This window comes from Microbispora amethystogenes (assembly GCF_016863015.1).
Lineage (GTDB): Bacteria > Actinomycetota > Actinomycetes > Streptosporangiales > Streptosporangiaceae > Microbispora > Microbispora amethystogenes.
On sequence record NZ_BOOB01000018.1, the window covers coordinates 169,832 to 195,797 of the forward strand.

Consider the following 25,966-nt stretch of genomic DNA (forward strand, 5'->3'; position numbering starts at 1 on the left):
GCCGAAACCTATTGCGTCAGGTGAAGTGCTACCACCAGCAATACCTTTTCAAGGTGCCAAACGGCTATTGCGGCCTCGGCGGCACCGGTGTGAGCTGCCCCGTCGGCCTTACCGCAGGTGACGCTTGATCTTGCAGGAACCAGTCGGCCCGGAGCCCAAGCCGCCCCGGGCCGGCGCAGCCGCTTTCAGCGGGTTGTGATCAGCTGCCGTGCTGCGTGGCTGTCCAGGGCGGTCCCGCTGAGGAGAAGGTGGCTCCTCTGCTCAGGCTCGTCCGCGATCAGCTCGAAGCCTGTCGTACGCGACCTGCCGTTCATCGGCTTGCTTGAAGCGGAGCCGGATTTCGCGGAACGCTCGGAGGAGATCCTCCGTGCAGAGGGCGATCACTCTTTGTGATCGTCATCGACTCGGGTCCGTTGGTTGCGGCCGTGAACGGCCGGGACCGCCATCATCAGGCCTGTGCCCGACTTGAAGAGGCAGGCCAGTGCCGACCGCGAGGCGGAGGAACGTCACTGGAGGCCTAAGCCGTAAAGTCGAGCACTGCCTGTTCTGTATAGATTGCTGTACGGTGGCTGTATGGCCGTGCTGCATAAAGTTGCCGAGTTGAGTGTCACAGAAGCGGCCCAGCGTGGGGTGGCGCGTCTGGTCGCCGACGCTGAACGCGGGGCCGATCTGGTGGTGACCCGTCGGCATCAGCCGGTGGCGGCGGTTGTCAGCATCCGTCGCCTGGAAGAGCTGGAGGAGGCTGCCGCCGATCTCCGGGATTTGGCGCTTGTGCTCGCCCGCTCGGTAACCGACACCGGAGAGCGTGTCTCACTCGATGACGTGCTCTCCGCGTTCGGGCACACGCGGGAGTCGCTGGCCGCGCTGCCGGACGACGAGTAGTCCGTGTCCGACGTCGTCTTCACGGCTCCGGCGGTCGATGACCTACGGCGGATCGGTCCGGACGCCGCGCCCAAGGTGCTCAAGAAGATCCTTCTCCTGCTCGACAATCCCGAGGCGGGCTATCCGCTGGGCGGGGAACTGACTGGCTTTCGCAAGCTTGTGGTCGGGCGTAACACCTGGCGGGTCGTCTATCGAATCACGGACGAGAAGTCGATCGAGATCTGCGAAGTGTGGGCTGTGGGCGAAAGAGCCGACGGTGAGGTCTACGCCGAGGCCACAGCCAGGGTTCGTGCCGCCGGTGAGGGGCGTCCCGAGGTGGTGCAGCTTGGGCAGATCATCGAACGCCTGGGCGCGCTGGCCGATCACATTCGCGTGGAGCAACCGCCTCCCAGGGAGCCGGTGCCGGATTGGCTCGCGGATCGCTTGATCTACACCGTCGGTATGTCTCGCGAGGATGTCGCCGCCCTCGACTTGCAGCAGGCGGTCGACCTCTGGGCTGACTTCCGCTCCAGACCACGCTAGTCGCGGATCATTGCGCGAAGAGAACCGCTGCCACCAGCAATACCTTTTCAAGGTGCCAAACGGCTACTGCGGCCTCGGCGGCACCGGCCTGAGCTGCGCCGTCGGCCTGATCGTCGGCGAGGCCTGACCTGCGGGTAACTGACTGATCCTGGCCCTGCGCCGCCCAGGCTGGTGCAATGTGGGCCGGGGTCAGGCTTGACGCGATCGGTGGTCGGCCACTGCTTCTCGTCTGTTCCTGGCTCTGATGAGGCATGACCCGACCGCCCGTGCGTTGGTCATCGCCATGCCTGAGGTCTTTCCTTGGGTTCGTCACCTCATCTCTGATGAGGTTCGGTCCTTCACGCTCGAACTGGTCGAGGCGCTGTCTGACGCGGCCGAGCTCGATGTCGACGCCACCACTCAGGAAGTCATCGCAGGCTGGCGAGCGACCGCCCGGATCAAGGCCGACCCCGCGCATTATGCGCAGGCGTGTGAGGCGACGAGCGGAGACTTCGGACCGGTTGACGTTTCGGTATGAGTCCGAAGCGCGGAGACCGGGTCACGGACCCCGCCTCCTGACAGCGAATGGGACGTACGGTTCGGTACGAGCGATGCGGTGAAGGGCTGGGAGGAACCATGCCGTCATGTCCTGGCCAGCACACGCCGATGCTTGGGAGACGCTGCGCGCAGATCCACGCTCACGTCCGCGCCTCCTGGCGCAGCGTCGGCCCGCTGACCCGGCTCAGGCCCGGGCGGCGCGTTCGATCGCCACTCCCACCCCGTCGAGCAGGTGGTCAAGGCCGGCGTGGAAGTCGTCGTCCGGAGCGGCCCCCGTGTGGGGGTCGAACACCCCGGCCTCGACGGCGCGGGCCAGCGCGGGGAACCGGTCGGGGTCGGCGAGCTCGGTGAGCAGGGCGGCGTACGCCCCGTCGGCCCCTTCCTCTGGTTCGGCGGGGATGGACGTCAGGAGCTGGGCGGCGCCGCGCACGTAGTGCAGCACCAGCATGACCACAGAGAACCGAGCCCGCGGGTCCAGCGGCGTGCCGCCGAGGGAGCGCAGCGCGGCGTCCAGCCAGGCGAGCTGGCCGGGGTCCATCGGCGGGGAGTTCGCCAGCTGGGCGATCCACGGATGCCGCAGATAGACGCCGAACAGTTCGACGGCCCATCGGGTGAGCGAGCCGCGCCAGTCGGCCGGCGCCGTGTCGAACTCCGGCGGCGGGCCGGGTGCGGCGGCCAGCATGAACAGTTGCAGGTCGTCCTTGCCGGCCACATGCCGGTACAGCGACATGGGCGCGCAGCCGAGCCGTTCGGCGAGCCGGGCCATGGACAGCGCGGCCAGGCCCTCCTCGTCGGCGAGGGCGATGGCCGCCGACACGATCCGCTCCAGGCTGAGCGCGGGCGTGCGTCCCCGCCCCTTCGGCTTGGCCCGCCCCCACAGCACGTTCAGCGCGTGCGGCAGCTGGTTCCCGATGTCGTCCGGCATTCCAGAGAGCTTAGCAGTTTGCGTATGGCCTACGCTTTGCGTATATGGTACGCATTAAGCGTATGGCATACGCATTCACTCGACCCGTCCCTCTGGAGCCGTCATGCACACGACGATCGACAGTCCTCCGCCGGTATCGGCCCGCCGGCGTCCGTGGTGGCGGCGCCGCTGGACGGTGCCGCTCGCCCTGGTCGCGGCCGGGTTCCTCGCGTTCTCGCTGCCGCCGTACCTGACCGGGGACCCGACGCTGTCCCGGGTGCCGCAGCCAGAGGGGTTCGGCCTGCACTACCCGTTGCTCGTGGCGCACGTGCTTTTCGCCTCGGTCGCCATGGTCACCGCGTTCTTCCAGGTGTGGCCGTGGTTCCGGCGGCGGCACCGGGTGTGGCACCGGCGCGCCGGGCGGGTCTACGTGTTCGCCGGGGTGGTGCCTGCCGGGCTGACCGGTCTGGTCATCGGGGCGCGTTCCCCGTTCGGGCTGTTCCTCGCGGTCAGCGACGTGCTCCTCGCCCTGCTGTGGCTCGCCTTCACTCTGGCGGGCTGGCGCGCCGCCCGCGCCCGCCGGTACGCCGACCACCGGCGCTGGATGCTGCGCAGCGCCGTGCTGACCTACTCCATCATCACCAACCGGGTGTGGACCGGGATCCTGATCATCGTTCTGCCCCCGCTGCAGGACACCGTCTTCCGCGGCGATCCCGACCTGATGGCGTGGACGATCTCCGGCCTGTCCGGCTGGCTCGGCTGGACGATCCCGCTGCTGGTCGTGGAGTGGTACCTGGAGCGCGAGGTGGCCCGCCGCGGCCGCCGCACCGCTCTCGCGCCCTGATCCCGGAGGCCGGTCTCAGGCCGGCCCCGGGAGACCGGAGCCCTGATCGTTCTTCGTCCCAGTAGAGGTAAGACCCGCCGGCAGGCCCCTGCCGCGTCGTCAGCGCGCGAACTTGTCGCGGGCGGCTGGGGTGACGGGGGTGAAGAAGTTGACGAGGTTGCCGTCGGGGTCACGCAACAGGAGTGAGCGGTTGCCCCAGGGCATCGTGGTGGGCTCGTTGACGAACTCCTCGACGAAGCCGGTCAGATTCCGATGCACGCCGTCCACGTCGTCGACGAGGAACTCGATGATCACAGAGCGGTTGTCGGCCGGCCGGGCAGCGCCGGGCGCGATGAGCGAGACGGTCCGGGTGCTGCCGATCGCCAGGGTCCCGGAGACGGTTCTGAGCTCGGCGAAGTCCTCGCTGTATCGGGTGGCGCGCACTTCCGTGGCTCGCTCGTAGAAGCCGACGAGGCGTGCGACGTCGCCCGTGATGATGCGGATCGATACGAAGTCCATGGTGGTCTCCCTGCTGACGGGCTGTTCTCCGACCGCAGGCTAGGGCGAATACCGGACAGATTCCGCCCAGTATCTGCGCTAAGTTGTGTGACGTGGCTCGACCCACTCATCGCGTGCTCACGCTGTTGGAGCTCCTGCAATCGGGCGGCACCAGGACGATGGCCGAACTCGCCGACCGGCTCGGCGTCGACGAGCGCACCGTACGGCGGTATGTGGACCACCTGGTCGACCTCGACGTGCCCGTCGAGTCGGTGCGCGGTCGCTACGGCGGGTACCGGCTCGCCCCCGGATACCGCGTTCCTCCGCTCATGCTGAGCGACGACGAGGCGCTCGCCGTGCTGCTCGGCCTGGTCGCCGGTCGCCGGGCAGGGTTGATGGCGACGACGGGCACGGCGAGTGAGACGGCGGCGGCGAAGATTCGGCGGGTCCTGCCCGGGCGGCTCGCCCGCAGGCTCGACACGGTGATCGAATCCCTCGCCTTCACAGCTCCACCCGGCGAGTCCGTCACCCCGGAGACCGCGGTCCTGCTCTCCATCGCGGATGCGGTGCGCCATCACCGGCCGATCTCGATCAGGTACACCGCCGCCGACGGCCGGCGCAGCGAACGGACGCTGCATCCGTACGGGCTCGTCGCACATTCGGGCCGGTGGTACGTCACGGGTGTGGATCCCAAGATCGGTGAGGAGCGGACCTTCCGGCTGGATCGCATCGCGGACGCGAGGACCCTGCCCGGTTCGTTTGCGCCGCCCGCCGGGCTTGATCCGGCGCAGCGCGTTCTGTCGGCCCTCGCCAAGGCTCCGTACCGGCATGAAGTGGTCCTGCTCGTCCAGGGGACAGTCGAGCAGATCCGCGCCCGGCTTCCCGCCGGCGTCGCGACTGTGGAGGAGCCCGCATCCGCGCACGACACAGATTGCGACACCGAGGGCTGGCTCCGCGTCGAGTTGCGCGCGGAGCGGCTCGACTGGTTGCCTCCGGTGCTCGCGTCGCTCGACCGGCCGTTCGTCATCGAGCGACCAGACGAACTCCGCGGCCTTGTCGCCGCGCTGGCTGACCGGCTCGCAGCCTCTGCCCGGAGGATCCCTCCTGCCCCGGGCACAGTTGTCGCGTGAAGCGGAGGGCTTTCACCAGCGGCAATTTGTTCACGTTGCCCAACGGCTACTGCGGCCTCGGCGGCACCCGTGTGAATTGCCCCGTCGGCCGCACCACCGGCGAGGCGTGATTCTTCGAACCGATAGTCCGTCATCGTGGGCCACCGCTTTCAGAACGGGCTCACGTGGTCCGTGAACTTGTCGGCGGCGGCCCGGACAGTCGGATGCCCGAGCCGGAACCCGGCGTCGTCGGACCGCCGGTGGGCCTGGGCGAAGACGGCGACCAGCTCGTTCACGATGGGCCGGGCCAGGGCGGAGACCGGCGGAATCCCGTCCGCCAGGGCGCGGCCGACGAGGTCCAGCGCGGCCTGCCCGACCCGAGCCACAAACAGGCATGATGTGATTATCTACGTGAATGAGACGAAACCGCAGGTGCCTGGCGATCCTGATCTGCTGGTCAAGATGGAGCAGAACCTTGCTGAGCACGCCTGCCATCTGCATCGTCGCATGGATCGCTCGACTGTCACGGAGACGGACGACCTCCTGATCGCCGACAGCGGGCTTGACGACGACACTTTCAATATCGTGGCGGCGGCGCGTTTCACCGCGGGCACCGCCCCCGCGCGAGTGGAGGAGACTGTCCGTGCTCTGGCTGCAACCGGTCGCCCCTTCTCCTGGTGGGTTGGTCCCGCCTCCACACCACCAGGCCTCGCCTCGCTCCTGAAGGGCGCCGGTCTGAGGCCGGCCGAGGCCGAGACGGGCATGTGGAAGGACCTGCATGCCGCCCTGCCGAAGCCGCACGTCGATGACCTGGACATCCGCCTGGTGACAACACCGAAGCAGCTCGCCGACTACGCGATGGTCCTGGCCGCGAACTGGGACCCGCCGGCCGCGACGGTGCGTCGGTTCTTCACCGACGCCGCCGAGTGGGCTCTCGCGCCCGGCTGTCCCGCCCGATATATGGTCGGCTATGTGAGCGGCCGCCCGGTCTGCTCGGCCGAGGTCTTCTTCTACGGGGGAGTCGCCGGGATCTACAACATCGCGACCCTCGCGACAGACCGCCGACGCGGCTACGGCGGCGCCATGACCCTGGCCACCTTGCACACCGCGTACGACGAGGGCTGTCGCACCGCGGTCCTGCAGGCCTCTTCGGACGGTGAGCCCGTCTACCGCCGCCTCGGATTCGATACCTGCGGCCGGTTCACCGAGTACGCCATCGCATGCGGCGCTTCCGCGGAGCTGAGTCAGTCGACCAGGCCGGCGCGGTAGGCGGCGATGGCCACCTGAACGCGGTTCGTGACGGCGAGCTTGTCGAACAGGTGGGAGATGTGGCTCTTGACCGTGGCCTCGCTCATGTGCAGGCGGGCTGCGATCTCGCTGTTGGAGTGGCCGAGCCCGACCTCGGTGAGCACCTCGCGCTCGCGGCCGGTCAGGGCCTCCAGCCGGGCGAGCGCGTCACGGCGGCGCCGGATGGGCTGGTCGGTGGTGAGCCGGTGGATCAGCCGCCGAGTGACCCGCGGGGACAGCATCGAGTCGCCGCCGTGCGCGAGACGGATCGCCCGGATCAGGTCGTGCGGCGAGGTGTCCTTGAGCAGGAAGCCGCAGGCTCCCGCCTCCAGGGCGGTGAAGACGTGCTCGTCGCTGTCGAACGTGGTGAGGATGATCACCGCGGGTGCCCGGGCGAGCCGGCGGATGGCCCCGGTGGCGGCCAGGCCGTCGTACCGGGGCATCCTGACGTCCATCAGGACGACGTCGGGCCCGAGGCGGCGGACCGCGTCGACGGCCTGGTTGCCGTCCTCGGCCTCGCCCACGACCTCCACGTCGGGTGCGGACTCGATGATGAACCGCAGCCCCGCGCGGATGAGCGCCTCGTCGTCAACCAGCAGCGTCTTGATCATGTGATCCCCTTGGGGATGCGTCCGCGGCGTGCCACGGCAGGCGGCCCTCAAGACGCCAGCCTCCCGCATCGTCCGGCCCGCCGCGCACCGTTCCGCCGATCAGCCGGAAACGCTCCGCCAGGCCCACGAGACCGACCCCGGCGCCGGTCTCCACACTCGGCTGGGGCGATCGTCCGTTGGCGACCGTGATCGTGACGCCGTTCTCCCTGCTCCCGATCGCCGTGACCGTGACCGGGGCTCCGTGGGCGTGCTTGTGCGCATTGGTCAGGCCCTCCTGGACGAGGCGATGCGCGGCCCTGGCCGTTTCCGGTGGCCACGTGCCGATGTCGCCGTGCAGGGTGACGATCCCGCCGGCCCATGCCCAGGAGTCCACCAGTCGCCGCAGGTCGGGGAAGCCGTCGTCGTCATCGTCGGGCCCGGCGCGCAGCACGCCAAGGATCTTGCGCAGCTCTTCGAGCGCCTCCTGCGCGCTGACCCTGATCAGCGCCGCCTCCCGCTCGACGCGCTCCGGCCCCGCGCCGGCGTTCACCTCCAGGCCGCCGGCGTGCAGCGAGATGAGCGTCACCTTGTGGGCGAGCACGTCGTGCATCTCCCGGGCGATCCGGCCGCGCTCGGCGGACCTCGCCTGCTCGTCGCGCAGACGCTGTTCGGTCTCGGCGCGTTCGGCGCGCTCGCGCAGCGATCGGGTCAGCTCGCGGCGGGTGGCGGCGTAGGCCCCTGCCACCAGCGTGACCCCGGTGGCGGTCACGGCCGAGACCAGCGCGTCCGTGCCCAACCGGCCGCCGTCCACCCACTGCTGGGCCAGGAACGCCGCCGTGCCGATCGCCGCCAGCGGCAGGAAGCGCGTGCCCGCGCCGGAGAACAGGCTGATCAGCAGCGGCCCGGGATTGCCTGACAGCACGTACGCGCCCGCCCCGACGACGGCCACCGTGACCGGCCACCGGCCCCGGAACCACACCGCGCCCGTGCCTGCCAGCCCGGCGGCGGCGATGACGGGTCGCGGCAGCGGCGCCCACGGCGCCTTGACCGCCAGGACGGTGAGGAACAGGCAGAGCGCCACGGAGGCCGCGCTGATCGCGTGTGGCCCGAGCGCGGTCACCCGCCGCAGCGCCGCGCGGTACGACAGCATCGATTCAGCGTAGCCAGGGCGGCGGCGCGCCACCTCATACCAAGGTCGACGCCGACGCCGGCCGGTCTCCGACTTTCGTCGGGGACGCCTGTGGCCGTGATGGCGATGCGGCCGCACCCTCGCCGGCCGCATCGTGGATGGCCTCGACAAGGTCAGGAGCCGTCCCGTGTACGTCGTCCGTTCGATGCTCGCCGCGGTGTGCGCGGCGCTGATGATCCTCGTGCCGCCCTGCGTCACCTCCCCTGCCGCGGCGGCTACCGCTGTTCCGGACGAACACGCTCTCGCGGACTTCTTCGACGCCGCGATGGCGGACGGGCTGGCGGCCAACCATGTGCCGGGCGCGGTCGTCTCGGTGGTGGGCGGCGGGAAGACGCTCTTCAGCAAGGGGTACGGGCTGGCCGACGTCGAGAACCGCAGGCCCTTCGACCCGGACACCTCATTGGTACGGATTGCCTCGATCACCAAGCTGTTCACCTGGACCGCGGTGATGCAGCAGGTTCAGCAGGGCAGGCTGGACCTGAAGGCGGACGTGAACCGCTACCTCACCGCGTTCCGGATCCCCGCGACCTACCCCCGGCCGATCACTCTGCTGGACCTGATGGACCACACGGCCGGGTTCGAGGACCGCACGATCGGCGTGGGGTCGCGGAGCAAGGACGACGTGCCGCCCCTGGCGGACTATCTCGCCGAAAACATGCCCGCCCGGGTGCGCCCGCCCGGCGAGGTGTCGGCGTACTCGAACTATGGGGCGGCGCTGGCCGGATACATCGTGTCGCGGGTGAGCGGGCAGCCGTATGACGAGTACGTGCGCGACCACATCCTCGGCCCGCTCACGATGCGGCACAGCACGCCCGCCGAGCCCGTCCCCGCCCCCTTGGCCGCGGATCTGGCGCGCAGCTACGACTACGAGGGTGGGGCGTACCGGCGCAAGCCGTTCGTCTTCGACAACCTGGCCCCCGACGGGTCGATCAGTGCCACCGCGAACGACATGGCCCACTTCATGATCGCCCACCTGCGGGACGGACGCTTCGGCGACCAGCGCATCCTCGACGAGGCGACGGCCCGGGAGATGCACCGGCGGACGTTCGCGGCCGATCCGCGCATCGACGGGTACGCCCACGGGTTCAAGGAGCAGACGCTCAACGGGCATCGCGTGATCATGCACGACGGCGGCTGGGAGGGCTTCCAGAGCGGGTTGCTGCTGGTGCCCGACGCCGACCTCGGCCTGTTCGTCTCCACGAACAGTATGAGCGGGGCCGACGCGCTGACCACGATCATTCCCGCCTTCTTCGACCGCTTCCTGCCCGGAAAGCGCGCCGTGCCCGGCGGCGGTGCTTCCGTCATGCCTGTCGAAGGCTTCTACAAGCTCACCCGGTCCGCCGAGTCCAGCATCGAGAAGGTGGTCGCCCTGACGAGTTCCACCCGACTGCGGGTGGAGGGCGGGAAGCTCACCTTCAGGGGTTCGACGTGGAGCCCGCTGGGGCCCGGCCTGTACCAGCAGGACGGCGGCACGCAGCGGCTGGCGCTGGTGACCGGCGGGAGCGGTGCCGCGTACGTCGCCACGGACGGCCCCGCCTACCAACGCGTCCCCTGGTGGGACACCCCGCCGGTCAACGTCGTCATCGTCCTGCTGTTCGCCGTCACCGCGCTGACCGCCGTGCTCGGCCTGCCGGTGGCCGCGGTGGTCGGCCGGGCAAGGAAGCGTCCCGTTCCGCGTGTCTGGCGTGCCGCGCGTGTCCTCACCGGGCTCGCCGCTGCGGCCGGACTGGTGTTCGTGGTGCTGTTCGCGCTGGTCCTGACCGGCGACACGAGCATCCTGTACGGCGTGCCGGCCGACGTCCAGGCACTCCTGGTGCTGCCGTTGCTGGTCTTCGCCCTCACCGTCGCCGCGATCGCCACCACTGTGAGGGGCTGGCGGCGCGCCGGCGTCCTGGCCCGCGGCCACCAGGTGGTCGTGCTGGCGGGATTGCTCGCCCTCCTCTGGTTCTGCTGGCACTGGAACCTGCTCGGCTGGCACCTGTGATCACTCGACCGGCCCGGCCACCGCTCGGCGTGAAGTCCACAGAATCCGCCGTCACGCCACGCCTTGCGTGATTTTCTGGGCGGGTGTCGAAAATGCGGGGCATCGTGCTCGCGGTGATCGTGGCAACGGCCGTGGGCCCGGGCGTGTCCGTGCTCCTCAGGGTGACCGGCGGGCTCGAGTCGGCGGGGCTGCTGACCGGCCTGGCGGCGGGGGGCCTCCTGCGGGGGAAGCCGGTCAGGGCCGCGGTCGCGACCCTGTACGGCAGCGCCTCGGCCGTGCTGATCGGCGAGCTCTCGCGGGGCGCTTTCGACGGCGGCCCGGATTTCGCCGACGCCATGGCCGTCCGGCCGGGCTGGCCAGGCTGGGTGATCGGGGCCGTGCTCGCCTACGCGATCGCGGCCAGGAGGCTGCCCAGGGCGCAGGCCGGTCAGGCGGCCCCCGCGCATCCGGTCACAGTGCCCCACGCCGATCCCGCTGGGGTGACTCCCGCGAAGCGGACCACGATCGAGGGGCCGCCGCATGCCGATCCCGGTGAGGCCGGGCACCCCATGCTCGCGATCGTGCTGACGGCCGTGGTCGCCGCCGTGCTCGCCTGCGGCCAGGTCGTCGCCGGAAAGGCACTGGGCATGACCTTGTGGGAGGCCTACCACGAGTACGACGGGCCGGGCTGGTACCGCGACCTGACCCGCGCCTTCTGGTATCCCGCCGCGTCGGTGGTGCTGGCCTCGGTGGTGTCGGCCTCCCTCGTGGCGTCCTGGATGCCCGCCGGGCGGGGGCGTGTTCTGGCGCCGCCCCTGGCCGCGTGGCTCGGCTGTGCGGTGACGGCCGGGCCGCTGCAGTACCTTCAGGCGCTCGGCGCGCCGTACGACCCCCCGGCCGTGGCGCTCATGGCGTCCCTCGCGGGTGGCGGCGTCGGCGCGGTGGCAGGCGCCGCCGCGCTCCGGCATGCCGGGGCGCGCTCCGGACTGGTCTGTTTCGTCCTGCTGTTCACCGCCGGCGACGCCACCCGCCGGCTGGACGACTTCCCGATGGGAGTCGTCGTGTCGATCGCGCTGGCCGCCATGTTGGCCGCGTGGACCACGGCACGACATGACGCGGAGGTCGGACCGGGAGTGCTGGCGGGCATGGCGGGGCCGCTGTTCGTCTGGTCGGTGTACGCGACGATCGGTTCCCGGCTTTATGACCACTCCACCCAGGCGCTGCCGTACTGGAACGCCATGGTCGTCGCGCTTCTGGCACCGGCCGTGGCGCTGCCGGCCGCCGCCCTGGCACGGCTCGCCCGGCCGCGGCCTGCGGGCGTCGCGCGTTCGTCAGCAGGCCCGCCCCTGGAGTCCTGACCGGTCGAGAGGCCGGATCAGGGCCGGTCGAGGACGTGCCTCAGGGCACGTTCGAGGCTTCCCGGTTCGCCCGCGTCTCGCGATCTCCATGCGATGATCCCGTCCGGCCGCACGAGGACGGCGCCCGCCTCCGTGATGCCGTAAGCCGCGTGGAACAGCCCGTCCACGTCGGCCAGGCCGCCGGCGGCTCCGATCACGTGGAGGTCCAGGGCCACGCCGAGCCGTCGTACGGCCTGCTCGACGGCGCCGGTCCGTCGTGGCTCGCGAGCAGGCCCGCCCCGGCGGTGCCGGACAGCACGGCGGCGAGTTTCCAGGCGAGGTGATAGCCGTCCATCACCGCGGCGTTCCCGCCCTGCCCTCCGGTCGGGGGCATGAGGTGCGCGGAGTCGCCGGCCAGCAGGACCCGTCCGGCCTGGAAAGCGTCCGCGACCCGGGTCACGTGCTCTCCGGAGGACGACCAGGCGGCCTCAAGGATCTTCACGGACAGGTCCGGAACGCCGCAGGCGGTGCGTACGACGTCCATGAGCCGCTCGGCGTCCGGCGCGTCCTCGGGCTCGAACCGGGCCGCCAGGACGTAGCGCCCCGGGTGGTCGGTGGTCACGACCGTCGCCGCCCGGGCGGGTAGCGCCGGATTCTGCAGGTAGAAGAGCCCGAACGCCTCGCCTCGCAGCGCCACTTCGAGGTCCGCCTCGAACTGCAGGAACATCGTGCGCTCCGGTCGTGACGACCGGCGTCCGTGGACGGGTATGGCGGCCATATCGCGGATCGTGCCTTTGTGGCCGTCGGCGCCGACCAGGTACCGCGCCGTGATCGTCTGCCGATCACCTGTCGCCGTGTCGCGAAGCTCGGCGATCACCGCCTCGTCGTCCTGGCGGAAGGACACCAACTCGGTCGAGAACATGATGTCGGCGGCCAGCTCAGCCGCTCGGTCGGCCAGGATTTGTTCGGCCCGTTCCTGGCTCGCGGCGGCGAACGGCGCGGGAGAGAGCCCGGAGAAGTCGGGCATCTCGAGCAGGAAGTCCTTCAGGACGGGCCCGGAGACTGCCATCGCCGCCCACTTCGGTCTCGGGCCGACCGACCTGAAGTGCCTCAACCTGGCCAGACACGAAACAGAGCTCACGGCGGGACGGCTGGCCGAGCTGACCGGCCTCAGCACCTCGGCCGTGACCGCGCTCCTCGATCGGCTGGAGCGCGGCGGGTTCGTCGAGCGGCACAGGGACACGGCCGACCGTCGTAAGGTCCTCGTGCGCTCGACCGGCCGGCACGAGGCGGTGCTCACGGAGATCTTCGGGCGGGTCGCGACCGCGTTCGCGTCCGTGGCGGACGCGTACGACGACGACCAGCTCGAACTGATCACCGGGTTCGTGCTCCGCCTCAACGAGCGGGCCCGCGAGTTCATCCCGACGCTCGTCCGGGACCTCGGCTCCTGAGGCTGCCCGAAGACCGGTCGTCCCGGCGGATTTCAGAAGATGCAACATTTCGGGGGTCTGCGGCGTCTCAGCCGGGATGAACGAGAGGACTCCCGCCTGTGGATGACGCGCCGGAATTCGCGGACTTCGCCGCCGAGCGGATCGATGCGTTGTTCCGCTACGCCTACATGCTCACCGGCAACCCGCACGACGCCGCCGACCTCGTTCAGGAGGCGATGATACGGCTGCGCGGCTCATGGCCGCGCGTGCGGCACAAGCACAACCCGGAGAGCTACGTGAGGACCACGATCACCCGGCTGCACATCTCCGTCTGGAGACGGCGCAGGCGCGAACAGCTGGCATGGGAGGTGCCCGACCAGCCACAACCGGTGGCGGAGCCACCGCCGGACCTCTGGGACGAGCTGGCCAAACTGCCCAAGAGGCAGCGTGCCGTCCTGGTCCTGCGCTACTACGAGGACCGATCGGATGCCGAGATCGCCGAGATCCTCGGCATCTCTCCGGGAACCGTACGGAGCCAGGCGTCCCGCGCCCTCGGCAAGCTGCGTGAGACCGTCACCCCGCTAAGGAGCCTCTGGTGAACGACGTCGAAGAGGCGCTGCGCCGTACGTTCGCGCGCGCGGAGGCGCGGATCCCGGCCACGCCGCCGGATCTGCTGCGCCAGGTGACCGAGGGGCGGACCCGGCGCGGACGCCGTGGGCTGGTGCTGGCGACCGCGATGGCCACCTGTCTGGTGATCTGGGCGGCGACAGCCGTGACGTGGCGGGCTCCCCACCCGTCACCCGCCGTCACGGCCACGCCCGCACCGCGCCTGCACGAACCACGGATCCACGAACCACGGATCGTGAAGGAGATCGCGCCGCCGCTGGAACAGGCGCTGCCTTCGGTGGTCGCGAAGGTCCCACTGAAGGTCCCCAACGGTGAGGCCTTCACGCCGAAGCTGTTCATCGATTCACGCACCCTGCTCGGGTACGTGGCGAAGAAGGGCTACGATCCCGCGCCTGAATTGTGGGCTTATCACCTGGAATCGCGGACCTTTCGGCGCCTGGCCGTCATCGGCTATCCCATCGCGCCGGTGGACTCGCCGGCGGTGGGCGAAGGCGTGATCGCCTGGTTCGAGTACGCGAAGCGCGACATCCACATCATGACGATTCCGGTGACCGGAGGAGCCCCCCGTACGGTGGTCTCGTTCCCGGCCGAGCTCGATGTGGACAAGGTGAACGGGGACACCATCTACGGTGTGGACCTGGCCGTCGGGGACGGCAGGATCTTCTGGTCGTCGACCAGGTCGGGGGGCGTCAACCAGGTTCCGGTGACGGGTGGCAAGCCGTCGTCCGTCCCGGGCACGAAGGGGTTGCGTCTCTTCTCCTGGCCCTGGGCGGGGCGTCCCCTCGACGGTCCGGGGGCCATGGCGAATCTGCTCAACCTGAGCACCGGGGAGCGGCTCGACGATCCGGCGCAGGCGGAGTGCCATGTGACCTGGTGCATCACCGAAAGCCAGGCGATCCGCCGCGACGGTGGCCAGGTGCTGGACCTGCCGGGCGACAACCCCCGGTGGATCGTGGCCGACCGCTTCGTCACCCTGAGCCAGACCGACAAGCAGGGGCGCAAGGCCTCGGTGATCTACGATCTCGCCACGGCACGGGCCGGCAGGCTCTGGATGCAGAACGACCGCAAGGCGTCCCCCACCCTCTACATAAGTACGGAGATGATCTACTTCAAGCGCGGTGACAAGTGGGCGGTCATCCACGACCCGGACCGCTAGCACCGGCCGGGCCGGACGGCCCGGCCGGCTCGGCCGATCAGTAGGAGCACTGCACCACGACGTCGTCGAGATCGACCTCCGCGTTGTGCCAGTACGGCTGCCGCTGCACGACGGCGAACCGCAGCACGACGTCGGAGCGTTGCGCCGTCCAGCTCACTGTCTGCTGTTCCCAGCCGTGGACCCAGTCCTGGGTGATCGACTTCAGCGCGATGTACGTCCACGTGTCGGGGTCGATCACCTCCAGGTTGAACTGGGCCCACTCGCCCCACAGGTCCGTCCAGACGCCGGCCGTGCAGCGCGCCCCGGGATGAACGCTCACCGGCGTGAGGGTGATGGTCCGCCCGAGCGCGCACCAGTCGCCCTTCGTGTAGGCCGCCATGGCGGCCATGCCGCTTCCCGTACGCGGCGTGTTCGACGCGCTGCCGAACACCGGCCCGCTGCAATCCCCGCTCGCGGTGAAGGTCCATCGGGACGCCGGATTCGTCGACGGCTCGAACCCGTCGGTGAGCTGCCAGACACCCGCGGACGCGGGCCCCGACGGCACGAGAATCGCCGCGGCGGCGATGACCGCCGCCATCAACACACGAGAGAATGCTGACCGCATTCGTGAACTCCACTTCTCGACCCGAAAACCAAGAGAGATGGTTCACGTCGAGAGGGCGCAACTCGCGACGACACCGTCATTGTGGCTGCTGCCGCGGAAGTGTCAAGAGGGGAGAAATGGGGGTGAACAGTCCAGTTTCTGTCCGCGAATTGAGCCGGGACGGCGGGGTCAGGGTTCCGCGCCGCGGTCGAGACCGAGCGTGGCGATGAGGTCCTCGTGGAGCTCGAACCAGACGCGATGGCAGGAGTCCAGGCCGGTCTGGTCGACCCAGGCGCCGTCCCCGGCCCGGGCACGCGCGAGGGCCGCGGTGAACCGTGTGTCATATCCACGGAAGCGCGTGAGGACGCGACCGAGCCGGTCCGCGAGTGGCGTGAGCGCCCGTTCGACGCAGGCGAGCTCATGGAGCACTCCGGCGTCCCAGGCGGGATCGGAGTGGTCGTTGACGGCGAGCCGATCACCGGCGGCAGGCCGGAGCTGCCAGTCGGTGCAGGCCTGCAGCAGGAGGCCGTTCAGCGGGAGGAACCTGCGGTAGACGTCGCGGACCTCATCGGCGGCGCCGACGCGGGCGAGTTCCGCCGCGAGCGCACGCTCGTTCTCGGCCCGGCCCCGCTCGGTCAGCGACCAGCCCGCGGCGCCGGCGAAGGCGCTGTGCTCGACCCAGCCACGGGCCTCGGCGTCGCGCAGCACCTCTTCCGTCGTGACCGCGTCGAGCCCGTAGCGGCGAGCGAGCACCGGGGTGTCGGCGAATCCGGTGACGCGTACGGCGTGCAGGACCAGGAGGCCGGGCGTGGAGTCGCGCGTCACGACTCGGCGTCCTGTCGTGCCGCCAGGCGGGTGTAGTGCTGCTGGCACGCCTGCGGAGAGTTGAACCCCATCACGTGTGCCATCTGCGCCCAGGTCAGACCCGCGCTCCGGGCGATGAAGAGCAGGGCGGATTCGAGTCCGTCGACCTCGGCTCGTGCGGCGGGCAGGAGGGCGAGCGCGCTCAGGATGTCCTCCGGGTTCAGGTCGGCGTTGCGCCAGACGGCGAACTGCGCGAGGTCCACCGCCGACGGCGGGGCGGGTGGGGGTCGCCACGGGCGGGCGTCGAGCGCGTTCGCGCCCAGGCGCAGAAGACGCTCACGCGCGTCCCTCTCACGCTGGGCCTGGACGTGGTCGGCGCGCGCGCTGTGAGCCATGTCGTCCTTGCGTTCCATGGGTCTCACAATGCACAATCAACAAATTGTTGTCAATCTTCTGTTGAAAGGACCCGGGTGATCGTATCCCTCATGGAGGCCGCCACCGGCACCTGTGGAGGCAAGGCCGGCGCACTCGGCGCGTTGCTCCGTGCGGGTCTGCCGGTGCCCGAGGGCTTCGTCGTCCCGTTCGCCGCCTACCGTGACGCCGCCCGCGACGCTGCCCGCGACCTGGACCTCGGGCGGTTCCTCGACGTGCCGGACGACGCCGACGCGGCGCGGCGGACGATCGGAGCCCGCCCGGTCCCCGAGGCCGTCGTCGACGCGCTGGGGCGAGCGCTCGGCGAGATCGGCGATCCGCCCGTGGCCGTCAGATCGTCGGCGGCGGGCGAGGACACCGGCCGGGCGTCGGCGGCGGGTCAGCACGAGAGCTTCCTCGCCGTACAGGGAGCCGGCGAGGTCGCCACGGCCGTACGGGCCTGCTGGGCCTCGCTGTTCTCCCCGCGTGCCGTCGCCTACCGGGCCGCCTCCGGCAGCGCCGGCGATCCGCCTGACGATCTTCTGATGGCCGTCGTCGTGCAACGCCACCTGGACGCCGAGGTGTCCGGAGTCATGTTCACCCCCGCGGACTCCGGCGACGTGACCCGGATCGAGGCGTCCTGGGGCCTCGGCCCGAGCGTCGTCGCGGGCAGGGTCACCCCTGACGCCTACCGCGTCGCCGCGGACGGGTCGGTCACCCGCGCCGTCGCGGACAAACGGCGGCGCCTCGACCGGCGCGGCACGCGGCTCGTGGTCGAGGACGTGCCCGCCGCCGCGCGGAACCAGCCGGCGGTCGACGACGCGACCGCCACGCGGCTGGCCGCGCTGGGCAGGCGGATCGCCGCCGTACTCGGCGGACCGCAGGACATCGAGTGGGCGATCGCCGGCGGCCGCACCTGGATTCTGCAGGCACGGCCGGTCACCGCCGCACCCCCACCGCCGGTATCGCCTTCCGGCGTCTCCGGCCTCCCCTCCGCCACGCTCACCGGTACGCCGGGCAGCCGCGGGACCGTGACCGGAACCGCGAGGATCGTCCGCGGTCGCGGCGACTTCGCGCGCGTACGCCCGGGCGACATCCTCGTCTGCCCCTTCACCGACCCCGCGTGGACGCCGTTGCTGCGCGTCGCCGCCGGTGTCGTCACCGAGATCGGGGGCGTGCTCTCGCACGCCGCGATCGTCGCCCGGGAGCACGCCATCCCCGCCGTCCTCGGCGTCCCGGACGCGACGAGCAGGCTCCGTGACGACATCGTCATCACCGTCGACGGCACCGCCGGCACCGTCACGGCGACGGACGCGTGACCGGGCATCGCCGAGCCCAGGCATCCCGCCGAAGCCGTACGCACTGACAGAAAGGAGAGGGGAGACGGGCCCGCACGGGCCCCGGCCCCTGACCCCGTATGACGATTCGACGCCTCTACCTGGCACGCCACGGCGCGGCCGACGCGTTCGGGCGGCTCACCGACATCGGGCGCCGGCAGGCGGGCCTGCTGGGCGAACGGCTCGCGGGCGTGCCGGTCGACGCCGTGTGGCACTCTCCGCTGCCCCGCGCCGCGGCGAGCGCGCGCGAGCTCGCCCGTCATCTGCCGGACGTGCCCGTGACCGAGGCCGCCGAACTCGTCGACCACGTGCCCTACGTTCCCAGCGCGGCCGAGACGCCCCCGTCCTGGGCCGGCTTCTTCGACGGCTACGACGACGCCGAGGCGGCTTCGGGCCAGAGGCTCGCCGAGGCCCTGGTCGCCAGGTTCGCGAAGGTTCCCGGCCCGGCCACGCAGGGGACCCGGCCCGAGACGAACGAGGTCCTGGTGACGCACGCCTACCCGATCGCGTGGCTGGTGCGGCACGCGCTGGACGCGCCGCCCTCCCGGTGGCTCGGGCTGAACAGCGCCAACACCGCACTGACGGTCATCGAGTATCGCAGCGGCCTGCCGCCCACGATCGTGATGTTCAACGACATGAGCCACCTCCCGGCCGACCTGCGCTGGACCGGGTTCCCCGGAGGCGTCAGGCCGTGAGGCGGCTACGGCCGGCCCGGGTGGACATCGATGCCGCGCGAGCCGGACCGCGTCGTCTTCGCGGTCGTCCTCGCGGACGCGTTTGGGGGTGGCGCCCGGTCGGGCGCCACCCCCGGTGGTCATCGCCGATCAGGCGACGGTGCAGGGGCTCCCGTTGAGGGTGAACGAGGTGGGCTTGCCGGCGTTGCCGGTGTGGTTGGCCTGGAAGCCGACCTCAGTCGTGCCTCCGGGCGCCAGCGTGCCGTTGTAGCTCATGTTCTTCGCGGTGACCTGGCCACTGGTGGGCGAGTAGGTGGCGTTCCATCCGCTGGTGATCGTCTGCCCGCCGGGGAGCGTGAAGACGAGCGACCAGCCGTTGATGGTGGAGGAGCCGGTGTTGGTGATGGCGAGGTTCTCCGTCAGGCCGTTGTTCCAGGCGTTGACGGTCGCGGTGACCCGGCAGGCGCCCGTTCCGCCGCTGGGCGACTGGGACGGGGACTGCGAGGGCGACTGCGACGGCGACTGGGAGGGGGACTGCGACGGGGACTGGGAGGGCGAAGCCGAGGGAGACGTCGTCGGACCGGACTGGAACTGGGTGAAGAACTTCCACACCTCCGCGGTCGTCCAGGTCCTGGCACCGCTGGTGGAGGTGGACCCGTCGTTCGGGGAGGGGGTGTGGTCCCCGTCGAACGCGGCCCAGACGACCGGGTATCCGGCCCGGCATCCCGAGTAGGCGGTGATGATGTGCGTCAGGCTGCCCTGCGAGGGTTCCCGCGGGCTCTGGGGCGTGCAGCCGTTGTTCGAGACGAACCTGTCACGCAGCGACCGTCCCTGGGAGATGTTGAGCACCGAGTCGTGGATGCCGTGGATTCCCATGTACGCGACGGGCTGCGTGCCGCCGTTGCACCCGCTGAGCTGCGCGCCGGAGTAGACCGCGACCGCGCGGAAGACGGTCGGCCGGGCACAGGCGACCGCGAAGCTCATCGCGCCGCCGTAGCTCCAGCCCAGGGCGAAACGCTGCGTCGTGTCGACACAGAGGTTGCTCTCGACGAGCTTCAGCATGTCGTCGGTGAAGGTCAGGTCCTCACCGTTGGAGTTGCCCCAGCCGTTGTTGATGCCCTGCGGCGCGATGAAGATCGTGCTGTTGTTGGAAACCTGCTTGAGCCCGTAGTAGGCCCAGACGGCTCCGTCCGATCCGCCCGAGTCGACGATCTGGGCGGTGCCGTTCAACCAGTGGTACGCGATGATCAACCGGTAGGGGCGGGTGTTGTCGTAGTTGTCGGGAATCCGCAGGATCCAGCTGCGATTCTTGCCGCTGGTCGTGATCGTCTGCGAGCCGCTTCTGAGGGTCGGGGTCTTACCGCATCCGGCGGTCGTCGCCGCGGCGGCGCTCGCCGAGGACGTCTTGGCCGAGCCGAGGCTGTCGCTCAGCGCCGTTTGCCCGGTCGCCAGAACGAGAAGCGCGGCCGCCGCGACGGCGGCGAAGATGGATTTCTGTCTCAATTTCACGCAACTCCCTTTACCATTCGAAAATCCACGTGCGTCGACAGGACAGTTATTTGTTTTTCTTCGTCCGGCAGGGTGTCCGCGGCCGGCCTGTGCAGGCCGGCCGGGCGGTCTTCCCGGATTCAAATGCAAGTGAGCCCACCCGTCAGTCGACCCGGGGGCGGCACGCTCCGCCCGGCGTTGGGTCCAGTGCGTGTTAGCGTTAACAGCAGCCGGGGGCAGCCAGGGGCTCCTCTCTAACGGGCGACTGGTGGTGGTGGTGAACCGGAGCAAATAAGAAGTCATGCGACATGTCAAGGATCTTGTCTTCGCTTCGGCGGCCCCTCTCCGGCGCACGTCCATTCATTCGGTTTTTGACCAGGGAAAAGGCCGCGGCCGCCGGCGCCGCCTCGATGTAAATTTCATCGTCGGCGGTTTCGTGGGAAGCGGGCCGGATGGCCGATCATGGAGGTGCCGGGGCGACGCCCGGCCGGCATGAGGAGAGCGACGCATGACCTTCGTGAAGGACGTCGAGGCCCGTGGCACGCACCACTGCGAGACGACGGCGCTGGGGGTGCTGTTACGGCATGAAGGGCTCGACCTGTCCGAGCCCATGCTGTTCGGCTTGGGGTCGGGCCTGTCCTTCGTCTACTGGGACAGCAAGGCCATGCCGGTCCCGTTTCTCGGGGGCCGGGTCAAGCCGTTCGAACTCACCAGGAATCTGGCCGCCAGATTGGGGCTGACGCTGGTGACCGAGGAGACCACCTCGTCGCGCAGGGCGTGGGAGAACGTGGCCGCGTCCGTCGACGCGGGCCGGCCGGTCGGCCTCCAGCTCGACTGCTACCACCTGGACTACTTCCGCACCAAGGTGCACTTCGGCGGTCACGTCGTCGCGATGTACGGCTACGACGAGCACGAGGTCTACCTGGTGGACACCGGCCCACAGGGCGGAGCGGTGCGCACCAGCCGGGCCGGCCTCGCCAGGGCACGGGCCGAACGCGGCCCGATGACCGCCAGGAACCGGTCCTTCACCATCACCCTGCCGGAGCGCCCGCTCTCCTGGCAGGACCAGATCATCCCCGCCGTCAGGGACTGCGCCGGCGCCTTCCTCGCCGCTCCCATCGCGAACCTCGGCTACCGCGGCATCGAGAAGGCCGGCAGGCTGGTGCCCGGATGGCTGCTCCGCGCCGCCGAGCCGCGGCGGGACCTGCCGCAGGCCGCTCTCCTCATGGAGCGGGGCGGCACCGGCGGCGGCCTGTTCCGCGCCCTCTACCGCGACTTCCTCGGCGAGTGCGCCGCACTGATCGACGACGGCCGCCTCCGCGCCGGTCATCGGCTGTACGCCGAGGCCGCCGGCCTGTGGACGGAGGTGGCCACCTTGATCGAGAAGGCGGGGGAGAGCGGTGACGCGGGACACCTGGAGCAGGCCGGCGTCATCCTCCACGATCTCTCGCGCGTGGAGAAGGACGCCATGGAGATGCTGCGTCAGCTGTAGGGGGTCAGTTTCTGCGCTGGAGGAGGAGCGTGACGAACCCGAGGACACCCCGGTAACCGCGCAACCACATGTCGCGGTGCTCCAGAGCCGCCGTGCGGGCGTCGCCGGCGTCCGGGCCGGGATGCTCGTTGGCCCAGCGCAGCAGCGTGCCCGTCCAGGACCACTCGTACTCGTCCCATTCGGCCAGGTCGCTGGTGTACGCGTAGACCACGTCGAAACCGGCGGCCTCGGCGGCGGCGACGGTGCCGGGCAGGTCGAGGAACTCCGACTTCGTGGCGCCCAGGCGGGTGAGCGCCTCCTCGGTCGGCTCGCGCTCCCAGAACCCCTCGCCCACCAGCGCCAGCCCGTTCGGCCGCAGATAGCGGCGGACGTGCTCGACGGTTGGGCCGAGCCCGCCGAAGGCGTGCGTGGCCCCGACGCAGAGCACCAGGTCGTACTGCTCGGCGACCGGGAAGTCGGCGGCCGGCCGCTCGTGGAACCGGATGCGCTCCCAGACGCCCTGGACCTCGGCCGCGTGCTCCGCCGCCTTGAGCCCATGCGCGTCGATGTCCACGCCGTCGGCGGTCGCGTCCTGGTAGAGCGCCAGCGCGCGCAGCGTCCAGGCGCCCTCGCCGCAGCCGAGATCGAGGATCCTCGCCCCCTCGGCCAGCCGCGCCCGGCGCAGCAGCCGGGTCACGTTGGCGCCGGAGACCGGCGCGGCGATGGGGTGGTCCCGATGAGCGAGATGGCTGATCAGCTGGCGATCCATGGCCTAATCCTTCCGCATCCCCGGACGCTTTCGGCAAGCCGAATTCGCCCCGGCGGGCGGCGTGTCGCCGCCGCGGCCGGCCTCCGGCGGAGACGCCGTCACGGGTGACCGGACATCTCCGCCGAGGACGTGCCATGACGCCTGCGTCACACGCCGGGGCGTACGGCGGCGACGAAGTTGCTCCTCCAGTAGCCCTTGAGGCGGTCGACCCTGACCACCGCGCCGGAGTGGGGAGCGTTGATCACTTTCTTGTTCCCTATGTACATGCCCACGTGGCCGCCGCCACTGGTGAAGATGAGGTCACCCGGCTTGAGACGCGCCAGGGAGACCCTCTTCTTGACGGCGCTGAGGATGGACCACGTCGTACGCGGGATCTTGACGCCGGCCTTGCGCCAGGCGAACTGGACCAGCCCGGAGCAGTCGAACGCCCGCGGGCCCGTGGCGCCCCACACATAGGGATCGCCGAGGTGCTTTCTCGCCACCTTGATGGCCTGCTCGGCCTTCTCCTGCTGGAGAGCGGCCTTGGTGAGCTTCGTGTCCACGGAGGCCTCCGCGGGGGTGGCGGCGGCCTGTCCGGCGTACGGGGTGAACGCCGTGACGGGGGGCTCGGGCGGGATGGCCGTCGAGTCCGGGGGCGGGGCTGTCACGGTCCCCGTGACGGCGCCGGCGGGGAGTGCGCCGAAGCCTCCCAGGGAGGCGGTGAGCGCTGCGCTACTCAGTGTGACGCAGGCAGCGCGAAGCAGGGTGGTGGGGTTGGCGGACAGGGGTTCTCTCCTCGAGTCTTCCGCTTGCGCCTACCGGGTTAGCTGACGGATTCGGGCAGGGAAGTCGCCCTACGGCGCTGGGCGCGCCGATTCACCCCGGACCTTCGGGTCGAAGGTCGATTGGTTCCCCGGTTCCGGGCCTCCTTGCTGCCCGGATTCGGCATCACCGGCGCCCAGGGGGGCGGGAGAGCACATGGCGACGGTGACAGTTGGATGCGCTTTCCGAACACGGCCTGACCGGGTTCGTTGGGCAAGGAAACTACCAAGACAGGCCATATTGGCGCAAAGGGTGCAAATCGGATGATGATCGCATAAAGGGATCATAAAGCGAGAATCCGCAGGTCAGAGCGCTCGTTGAAGTCGACGAACGTGACGCGCGTCACACCCATCCAAGCGAGGCCGGGGGCCGCGCCAGACGGGAACCTGCGCGGCGAGCCCGCGAAGCGGGCGCGCCGGAGCCACCCGAAAGGCGGAGACCCGCGCGGCGGGACCTGCAAGCGGACACGCCGTGGGCGGAGAACCCCGCGGCGGCGGACGCGCCGCGGGGGGATGGAAACCGGCCGCCGGTGACGTCAGCGGGTCACGGCGTGCGCCAGAACGTGCCGTTGGCCGAGGGGTCGTCGGGGTCGCCCTGTGGGACGCTGAAGCCCGCGCCCCACATCGTCGCCGTTCCCGGCCTGCGGGCGACGGAGAACACGACGGCGTCGGTGCCGGACTTCCGGAGGAGCCGGGCCTGCCGCCACGTCGAGCCCGTGACGTGCCACAGGGCCGGGTTCCAGCTGCCCTGCAGGACCCAGACGCCGCCCCTGCCGTCGGGCTCCACCTCGGTGTACGGCTGGGCGTTGGCGGAGCCCATGGAGACGGTCCACGACCTGCCGTTCCAGTGCATCACCAGGGTGCGGCCGAAGTTCACGTCGTCGCCCTGCTCGTCGGCGCCTTCCCAGCTCACCCCGCCGACGACCCACACGTTCTTCGAACCCACGACCGCGATGTCCTGGATGGTCACGACGGCGTCCCGCGCGGGAAGGGCGAGAGCCGGCGCCGGGACCAGGGACCAGGACCTCCCGTTCCACCGCATGATCGAGGGCTGGCCGCCCTTGACGCCCGCCGCCCAGGCCACGCCGGCCTTGTACGCGTCGACGGCGGAGGCGCGGCCCGGCAGCCGGACGCTCCTCCAGGACGACCCGGTCCAGTGCCTCGCCGTGGCGGACGACCAGGCGACCGCCCAGATGTCCTTCGCGCCCGTCGCGTCGGCGTCCGTCGCCGAGAAGCCGCCGCCCAGCGAGCGCGTGGTCCACGCGCGGCCGTTCCAGCGTGCCGCCCTGCCCTCGCCGAAGACCCACACGTTCGTGCCGGAGGTGGCCGTCACCGCCCGCAGGTCGTACGGCGGGCTGTTCGGGACGACCCGCCAGGATCGGCCGTCGAACCGCTCGACCAGACCCCGCTGCTCGCCGTTCACGACCCGGTGCCCGGCCGCCCACACCGACCCGTCGCCCAGGACCGTCACGTCGTTGAGCACATCGTCTCCGGGCAGCGTGTTCACCTTGGCCGGCTTCCAGGCAGGCACGGGCGCCTCCGCCTGGCTGCCCTGGCTGCCCTGGCTGCCCTGGTGGCCCTGGTGGGCCGCACCGGACGCGGCCGCGGGCGGCACGCTCGCCAGGCCGAGAACCATCACCCCTGCGAGGACTGCGGTACGCATGACGCTCCCCTCCGTTCGCTCATACGACGTCCGATCGGCGACATTCGTTCACCGAACGGCCACAGGGCTTCTCAGGAGTCCCTGCGCTTCCTTTCCGTCCACGCCTCGTACGTGCTGTCTCCGGGGAGCACCCAGACCGTCGTGTCGGGCCGCGCGATCTTCCGCAGCGGCGTCGCCCTGCCGGTCGCCGCCGAGACCCGGTAGATCGTCACCCCGGTGCGGGTCCGGGACCGGACGATCAGGTGGTCCGCCCGGTCGAAGGAGAGGTCGTCGACCCACTGCCCGCGCGGCAGCCGTACGGTCACCGTGCGGCTCGTGCGGCCGGTACGCAGGTTGAGCAGGCGCACCTGGCGATAGTTCGGCCATCTGCCGACCAGCGCCGCCACCGTGACGTGGTCGTTCGCCAGCGCCGTCGCCGACAGTCGCGTCTTGCGGCTCACCCGCGCACGCAGGGTCCGGTCGAACACCGTGAGCCGATCCTCCTGGGCCAGGAGCAGCCGCCCGCCGTCCGGGCTGAATCCCAGGAAGCTCCACGCGTCGGTGCGTCCGGGAGGCGGCAGCACCTTGCCCTTCCGCAGGTCGGCGAAGATCCCCACTCCCGGGCCCGAGGTGGTGGTGACCACGTAACCGCCGTCGTCCGACACGTCCGGCCACTCCTCGCCGATCGAGAAGGCCGTGAGCCGGCGTGACACCACGTGTTCCGCGCCGCGCACTGTCCGCTCGACGAACACCCCGTCAGATCTGCGGAAGTAGAAGATGTGCCGACCGTCGCGGCTGACCAGGAACGGCGCGGGCACGCCGGGGTTGACCGCGTCGGCGGGCGCCTTCGTCAGCGCTTCCGGCACCTTCACCACCCGCCCGTCGGACAGCACCAGTTCCCAGGCCTGTGTCCGCTTCGCGTACGCGATCGTGGCGGGCGCGGCGGACGTGGCCGGCGCGTCGGCAGCCGCGGGCGGCGTGGCGAGCGGCACGACGGTCAGCGGCACGACGGTCAGGAGAAGCGCGGCGAGAGCCGTACGAGAACCCATGTCCCATGAGATGCCGGTAATCGCGTAATTGTTGCCGCCAAGTCGGTGTACGCCCCGGCGGCGCGGGTGCCGGACATGGCGCGC

At 70.5% G+C, this 25,966-nt stretch carries 29 protein-coding genes, 2 pseudogenes and 1 riboswitch; of the genes and pseudogenes, 16 read left to right on the top strand and 15 right to left on the bottom strand.

Going from position 1 to position 25,966, the window contains the following annotated elements; all coding sequences use genetic code 11:
* Nucleotides 1-29: 29 nt before the first annotated feature.
* The 5 genes and pseudogenes from Mam01_RS36645 to Mam01_RS14350 form a co-directional block, all read left to right on the top strand.
* Nucleotides 30-128, top strand: a pseudogene (locus Mam01_RS36645) (peptide-methionine (S)-S-oxide reductase MsrA); the annotation flags it as partial.
* Between the two features lie 445 nt (nucleotides 129-573).
* Nucleotides 574-882, top strand: coding sequence for a type II toxin-antitoxin system prevent-host-death family antitoxin (locus tag Mam01_RS14335; RefSeq protein WP_204285809.1), 309 nt, complete (start codon nucleotides 574-576; stop codon nucleotides 880-882).
* Nucleotides 883-885: 3 nt separating this feature from the next.
* Nucleotides 886-1,404 carry a type II toxin-antitoxin system RelE family toxin gene (locus tag Mam01_RS14340; RefSeq protein ID WP_204285810.1) on the top strand — a complete coding sequence of 173 codons (519 nt, stop codon included), beginning with the start codon at nucleotides 886-888 and terminating at the stop codon, nucleotides 1,402-1,404.
* 31 nt (nucleotides 1,405-1,435) lie between these two features.
* Nucleotides 1,436-1,531: pseudogene (locus tag Mam01_RS37920) on the top strand (peptide-methionine (S)-S-oxide reductase MsrA); the annotation flags it as partial.
* A gap of 117 nt (nucleotides 1,532-1,648) precedes the next feature.
* Nucleotides 1,649-1,921: a hypothetical protein gene (locus Mam01_RS14350; RefSeq protein ID WP_204285811.1), complete on the top strand. Its 273-nt coding sequence runs from the start codon at nucleotides 1,649-1,651 to the stop codon at nucleotides 1,919-1,921.
* 204 nt (nucleotides 1,922-2,125) lie between these two features.
* On the opposite strand, the gene Mam01_RS14355 is transcribed toward Mam01_RS14350, so the two are convergent.
* Nucleotides 2,126-2,866, bottom strand: a complete 741-nt coding sequence (locus tag Mam01_RS14355) for a TetR/AcrR family transcriptional regulator (RefSeq protein ID WP_204285812.1) — start codon at nucleotides 2,864-2,866, stop codon at nucleotides 2,126-2,128.
* 103 nt (nucleotides 2,867-2,969) lie between these two features.
* On the opposite strand from Mam01_RS14355, the gene Mam01_RS14360 reads away from it, so the two are divergent.
* The gene (locus Mam01_RS14360; protein ID WP_204285813.1) at nucleotides 2,970-3,689 is read left to right on the top strand and encodes a DUF2306 domain-containing protein; all 720 of its coding nucleotides are present in this window, start codon (nucleotides 2,970-2,972) and stop codon (nucleotides 3,687-3,689) included.
* A 99-nt stretch (nucleotides 3,690-3,788) separates the two neighbouring features.
* On the opposite strand, the gene Mam01_RS14365 is transcribed toward Mam01_RS14360, so the two are convergent.
* On the bottom strand, nucleotides 3,789-4,187 hold the full coding sequence (locus Mam01_RS14365) for a VOC family protein (protein ID WP_204285814.1): 399 nt from the start codon (nucleotides 4,185-4,187) through the stop codon (nucleotides 3,789-3,791).
* Nucleotides 4,188-4,279: 92 nt separating this feature from the next.
* Between Mam01_RS14365 and Mam01_RS14370 the strand changes: the two genes are divergently transcribed.
* Nucleotides 4,280-5,296 (top strand): helix-turn-helix transcriptional regulator, encoded by a 1,017-nt coding sequence (locus Mam01_RS14370; protein WP_204285815.1) that lies wholly within the window; start codon nucleotides 4,280-4,282, stop codon nucleotides 5,294-5,296.
* Nucleotides 5,297-5,445: 149 nt separating this feature from the next.
* On the opposite strand, the gene Mam01_RS14375 is transcribed toward Mam01_RS14370, so the two are convergent.
* Complete coding sequence (locus Mam01_RS14375) at nucleotides 5,446-5,661, bottom strand: hypothetical protein (protein WP_204285816.1); 216 nt, start codon at nucleotides 5,659-5,661, stop codon at nucleotides 5,446-5,448.
* A 13-nt stretch (nucleotides 5,662-5,674) separates the two neighbouring features.
* Between Mam01_RS14375 and Mam01_RS14380 the strand changes: the two genes are divergently transcribed.
* Entirely contained in the window at nucleotides 5,675-6,544 is an 870-nt protein-coding gene (locus tag Mam01_RS14380) for a GNAT family N-acetyltransferase (protein ID WP_239101300.1), read from the top strand.
* On the opposite strand, the gene Mam01_RS14385 is transcribed toward Mam01_RS14380, so the two are convergent.
* Nucleotides 6,520-7,173, bottom strand: coding sequence for a response regulator transcription factor (locus Mam01_RS14385; protein WP_204285817.1), 654 nt, complete (start codon nucleotides 7,171-7,173; stop codon nucleotides 6,520-6,522). The two genes, Mam01_RS14380 and Mam01_RS14385, sit on opposite strands and share 25 nt — an antisense overlap.
* Nucleotides 7,151-8,302 carry a sensor histidine kinase gene (locus Mam01_RS14390; protein WP_204285818.1) on the bottom strand — a complete coding sequence of 384 codons (1,152 nt, stop codon included), beginning with the start codon at nucleotides 8,300-8,302 and terminating at the stop codon, nucleotides 7,151-7,153. The genes Mam01_RS14385 and Mam01_RS14390 overlap by 23 nt, the downstream gene beginning before the upstream one ends.
* 166 nt (nucleotides 8,303-8,468) lie before the next feature.
* Between Mam01_RS14390 and Mam01_RS14395 the strand changes: the two genes are divergently transcribed.
* Together Mam01_RS14395 and Mam01_RS14400 are read left to right on the top strand one after the other, a co-directional pair.
* Nucleotides 8,469-10,325, top strand: coding sequence for a serine hydrolase domain-containing protein (locus Mam01_RS14395; RefSeq protein WP_204285819.1), 1,857 nt, complete (start codon nucleotides 8,469-8,471; stop codon nucleotides 10,323-10,325).
* 92 nt (nucleotides 10,326-10,417) lie between these two features.
* On the top strand, nucleotides 10,418-11,662 hold the full coding sequence (locus Mam01_RS14400) for a hypothetical protein (protein WP_204285820.1): 1,245 nt from the start codon (nucleotides 10,418-10,420) through the stop codon (nucleotides 11,660-11,662).
* A 17-nt stretch (nucleotides 11,663-11,679) separates the two neighbouring features.
* On the opposite strand, the gene Mam01_RS14405 is transcribed toward Mam01_RS14400, so the two are convergent.
* Nucleotides 11,680-11,877 carry an aromatic-ring hydroxylase C-terminal domain-containing protein gene (locus Mam01_RS14405; protein WP_204285821.1) on the bottom strand — a complete coding sequence of 66 codons (198 nt, stop codon included), beginning with the start codon at nucleotides 11,875-11,877 and terminating at the stop codon, nucleotides 11,680-11,682.
* Complete coding sequence (locus tag Mam01_RS14410) at nucleotides 11,856-12,710, bottom strand: FAD-dependent monooxygenase (RefSeq protein WP_239101301.1); 855 nt, start codon at nucleotides 12,708-12,710, stop codon at nucleotides 11,856-11,858. The genes Mam01_RS14405 and Mam01_RS14410 overlap by 22 nt, the downstream gene beginning before the upstream one ends.
* 31 nt (nucleotides 12,711-12,741) lie before the next feature.
* Between Mam01_RS14410 and Mam01_RS36650 the strand changes: the two genes are divergently transcribed.
* From Mam01_RS36650 to Mam01_RS14425, 3 genes are all read left to right on the top strand, one after another.
* Nucleotides 12,742-13,092: a MarR family winged helix-turn-helix transcriptional regulator gene (locus Mam01_RS36650; protein WP_275408988.1), complete on the top strand. Its 351-nt coding sequence runs from the start codon at nucleotides 12,742-12,744 to the stop codon at nucleotides 13,090-13,092.
* A 98-nt stretch (nucleotides 13,093-13,190) separates the two neighbouring features.
* Nucleotides 13,191-13,670 (top strand): SigE family RNA polymerase sigma factor, encoded by a 480-nt coding sequence (locus Mam01_RS14420; protein WP_150935902.1) that lies wholly within the window; start codon nucleotides 13,191-13,193, stop codon nucleotides 13,668-13,670.
* Nucleotides 13,667-14,854, top strand: a complete 1,188-nt coding sequence (locus Mam01_RS14425; protein WP_204285823.1) for a hypothetical protein — start codon at nucleotides 13,667-13,669, stop codon at nucleotides 14,852-14,854. Before Mam01_RS14420 ends, Mam01_RS14425 begins: the two co-directional genes overlap by 4 nt.
* A gap of 37 nt (nucleotides 14,855-14,891) precedes the next feature.
* Here the strand turns inward: Mam01_RS14425 and Mam01_RS14430 are convergent, their stop codons facing one another.
* The 3 genes from Mam01_RS14430 to Mam01_RS14440 form a co-directional block, all read right to left on the bottom strand.
* Nucleotides 14,892-15,431 (bottom strand): hypothetical protein, encoded by a 540-nt coding sequence (locus tag Mam01_RS14430; RefSeq protein ID WP_204285824.1) that lies wholly within the window; start codon nucleotides 15,429-15,431, stop codon nucleotides 14,892-14,894.
* Nucleotides 15,432-15,626: 195 nt separating this feature from the next.
* Nucleotides 15,627-16,262, bottom strand: a complete 636-nt coding sequence (locus Mam01_RS14435) for a transcriptional regulator (protein ID WP_204285825.1) — start codon at nucleotides 16,260-16,262, stop codon at nucleotides 15,627-15,629.
* Complete coding sequence (locus tag Mam01_RS14440) at nucleotides 16,259-16,654, bottom strand: DNA-binding protein (protein WP_150935909.1); 396 nt, start codon at nucleotides 16,652-16,654, stop codon at nucleotides 16,259-16,261. Before Mam01_RS14440 ends, Mam01_RS14435 begins: the two co-directional genes overlap by 4 nt.
* A gap of 57 nt (nucleotides 16,655-16,711) precedes the next feature.
* On the opposite strand from Mam01_RS14440, the gene Mam01_RS14445 reads away from it, so the two are divergent.
* Both Mam01_RS14445 and Mam01_RS14450 read left to right on the top strand, forming a co-directional pair.
* The gene (locus tag Mam01_RS14445; RefSeq protein WP_204285826.1) at nucleotides 16,712-17,971 is read left to right on the top strand and encodes a PEP/pyruvate-binding domain-containing protein; all 1,260 of its coding nucleotides are present in this window, start codon (nucleotides 16,712-16,714) and stop codon (nucleotides 17,969-17,971) included.
* Between the two features lie 98 nt (nucleotides 17,972-18,069).
* Nucleotides 18,070-18,684, top strand: a complete 615-nt coding sequence (locus Mam01_RS14450) for a histidine phosphatase family protein (protein ID WP_204285827.1) — start codon at nucleotides 18,070-18,072, stop codon at nucleotides 18,682-18,684.
* 129 nt (nucleotides 18,685-18,813) lie between these two features.
* Here the strand turns inward: Mam01_RS14450 and Mam01_RS36655 are convergent, their stop codons facing one another.
* The gene (locus tag Mam01_RS36655) at nucleotides 18,814-20,166 is read right to left on the bottom strand and encodes a CE1 family esterase (RefSeq protein WP_239101302.1); all 1,353 of its coding nucleotides are present in this window, start codon (nucleotides 20,164-20,166) and stop codon (nucleotides 18,814-18,816) included.
* Between the two features lie 493 nt (nucleotides 20,167-20,659).
* Between Mam01_RS36655 and Mam01_RS14460 the strand changes: the two genes are divergently transcribed.
* Complete coding sequence (locus Mam01_RS14460; RefSeq protein WP_204285828.1) at nucleotides 20,660-21,643, top strand: BtrH N-terminal domain-containing protein; 984 nt, start codon at nucleotides 20,660-20,662, stop codon at nucleotides 21,641-21,643.
* 4 nt (nucleotides 21,644-21,647) lie between these two features.
* On the opposite strand, the gene Mam01_RS14465 is transcribed toward Mam01_RS14460, so the two are convergent.
* From Mam01_RS14465 to Mam01_RS14480, 4 genes are all read right to left on the bottom strand, one after another.
* Entirely contained in the window at nucleotides 21,648-22,391 is a 744-nt protein-coding gene (locus Mam01_RS14465; protein ID WP_204285829.1) for an SAM-dependent methyltransferase, read from the bottom strand.
* A gap of 146 nt (nucleotides 22,392-22,537) precedes the next feature.
* Nucleotides 22,538-23,038 carry a C40 family peptidase gene (locus Mam01_RS14470; protein WP_191910284.1) on the bottom strand — a complete coding sequence of 167 codons (501 nt, stop codon included), beginning with the start codon at nucleotides 23,036-23,038 and terminating at the stop codon, nucleotides 22,538-22,540.
* 129 nt (nucleotides 23,039-23,167) lie between these two features.
* Nucleotides 23,168-23,328: riboswitch (cyclic di-AMP (ydaO/yuaA leader) on the bottom strand.
* Nucleotides 23,329-23,735: 407 nt separating this feature from the next.
* On the bottom strand, nucleotides 23,736-24,854 hold the full coding sequence (locus Mam01_RS14475) for a hypothetical protein (protein WP_204285830.1): 1,119 nt from the start codon (nucleotides 24,852-24,854) through the stop codon (nucleotides 23,736-23,738).
* 71 nt (nucleotides 24,855-24,925) lie between these two features.
* Complete coding sequence (locus Mam01_RS14480; RefSeq protein ID WP_204285831.1) at nucleotides 24,926-25,882, bottom strand: TolB-like translocation protein; 957 nt, start codon at nucleotides 25,880-25,882, stop codon at nucleotides 24,926-24,928.
* Nucleotides 25,883-25,966 lie beyond the last annotated feature (84 nt).

Excerpts from the sequence above, each read along its gene's own strand:
- Mam01_RS14335 (WP_204285809.1), top strand. The coding sequence starts at position 574 with ATGGCCGTGCTGCATAAAGTTGCCGAGTTGAGTGTCACAGAAGCGGCC.
- Mam01_RS14350 (WP_204285811.1), top strand. The coding sequence starts at position 1,649 with ATGAGGCATGACCCGACCGCCCGTGCGTTGGTCATCGCCATGCCTGAG.
- Mam01_RS14355 (WP_204285812.1), bottom strand. The coding sequence starts at position 2,866 with ATGCCGGACGACATCGGGAACCAGCTGCCGCACGCGCTGAACGTGCTG.
- Mam01_RS14360 (WP_204285813.1), top strand. The coding sequence starts at position 2,970 with ATGCACACGACGATCGACAGTCCTCCGCCGGTATCGGCCCGCCGGCGT.
- Mam01_RS14365 (WP_204285814.1), bottom strand. The coding sequence starts at position 4,187 with ATGGACTTCGTATCGATCCGCATCATCACGGGCGACGTCGCACGCCTC.
- Mam01_RS14385 (WP_204285817.1), bottom strand. The coding sequence starts at position 7,173 with ATGATCAAGACGCTGCTGGTTGACGACGAGGCGCTCATCCGCGCGGGG.
- Mam01_RS14390 (WP_204285818.1), bottom strand. The coding sequence starts at position 8,302 with ATGCTGTCGTACCGCGCGGCGCTGCGGCGGGTGACCGCGCTCGGGCCA.
- Mam01_RS14400 (WP_204285820.1), top strand. The coding sequence starts at position 10,418 with ATGCGGGGCATCGTGCTCGCGGTGATCGTGGCAACGGCCGTGGGCCCG.
- Mam01_RS14410 (WP_239101301.1), bottom strand. The coding sequence starts at position 12,710 with ATGGCAGTCTCCGGGCCCGTCCTGAAGGACTTCCTGCTCGAGATGCCC.
- Mam01_RS14430 (WP_204285824.1), bottom strand. The coding sequence starts at position 15,431 with ATGGCGGCGGTCATCGCCGCCGCGGCGATTCTCGTGCCGTCGGGGCCC.
- Mam01_RS14440 (WP_150935909.1), bottom strand. The coding sequence starts at position 16,654 with ATGGAACGCAAGGACGACATGGCTCACAGCGCGCGCGCCGACCACGTC.
- Mam01_RS14450 (WP_204285827.1), top strand. The coding sequence starts at position 18,070 with ATGACGATTCGACGCCTCTACCTGGCACGCCACGGCGCGGCCGACGCG.
- Mam01_RS14460 (WP_204285828.1), top strand. The coding sequence starts at position 20,660 with ATGACCTTCGTGAAGGACGTCGAGGCCCGTGGCACGCACCACTGCGAG.
- Mam01_RS14465 (WP_204285829.1), bottom strand. The coding sequence starts at position 22,391 with ATGGATCGCCAGCTGATCAGCCATCTCGCTCATCGGGACCACCCCATC.
- Mam01_RS14475 (WP_204285830.1), bottom strand. The coding sequence starts at position 24,854 with ATGCGTACCGCAGTCCTCGCAGGGGTGATGGTTCTCGGCCTGGCGAGC.
- Mam01_RS14480 (WP_204285831.1), bottom strand. The coding sequence starts at position 25,882 with ATGGGTTCTCGTACGGCTCTCGCCGCGCTTCTCCTGACCGTCGTGCCG.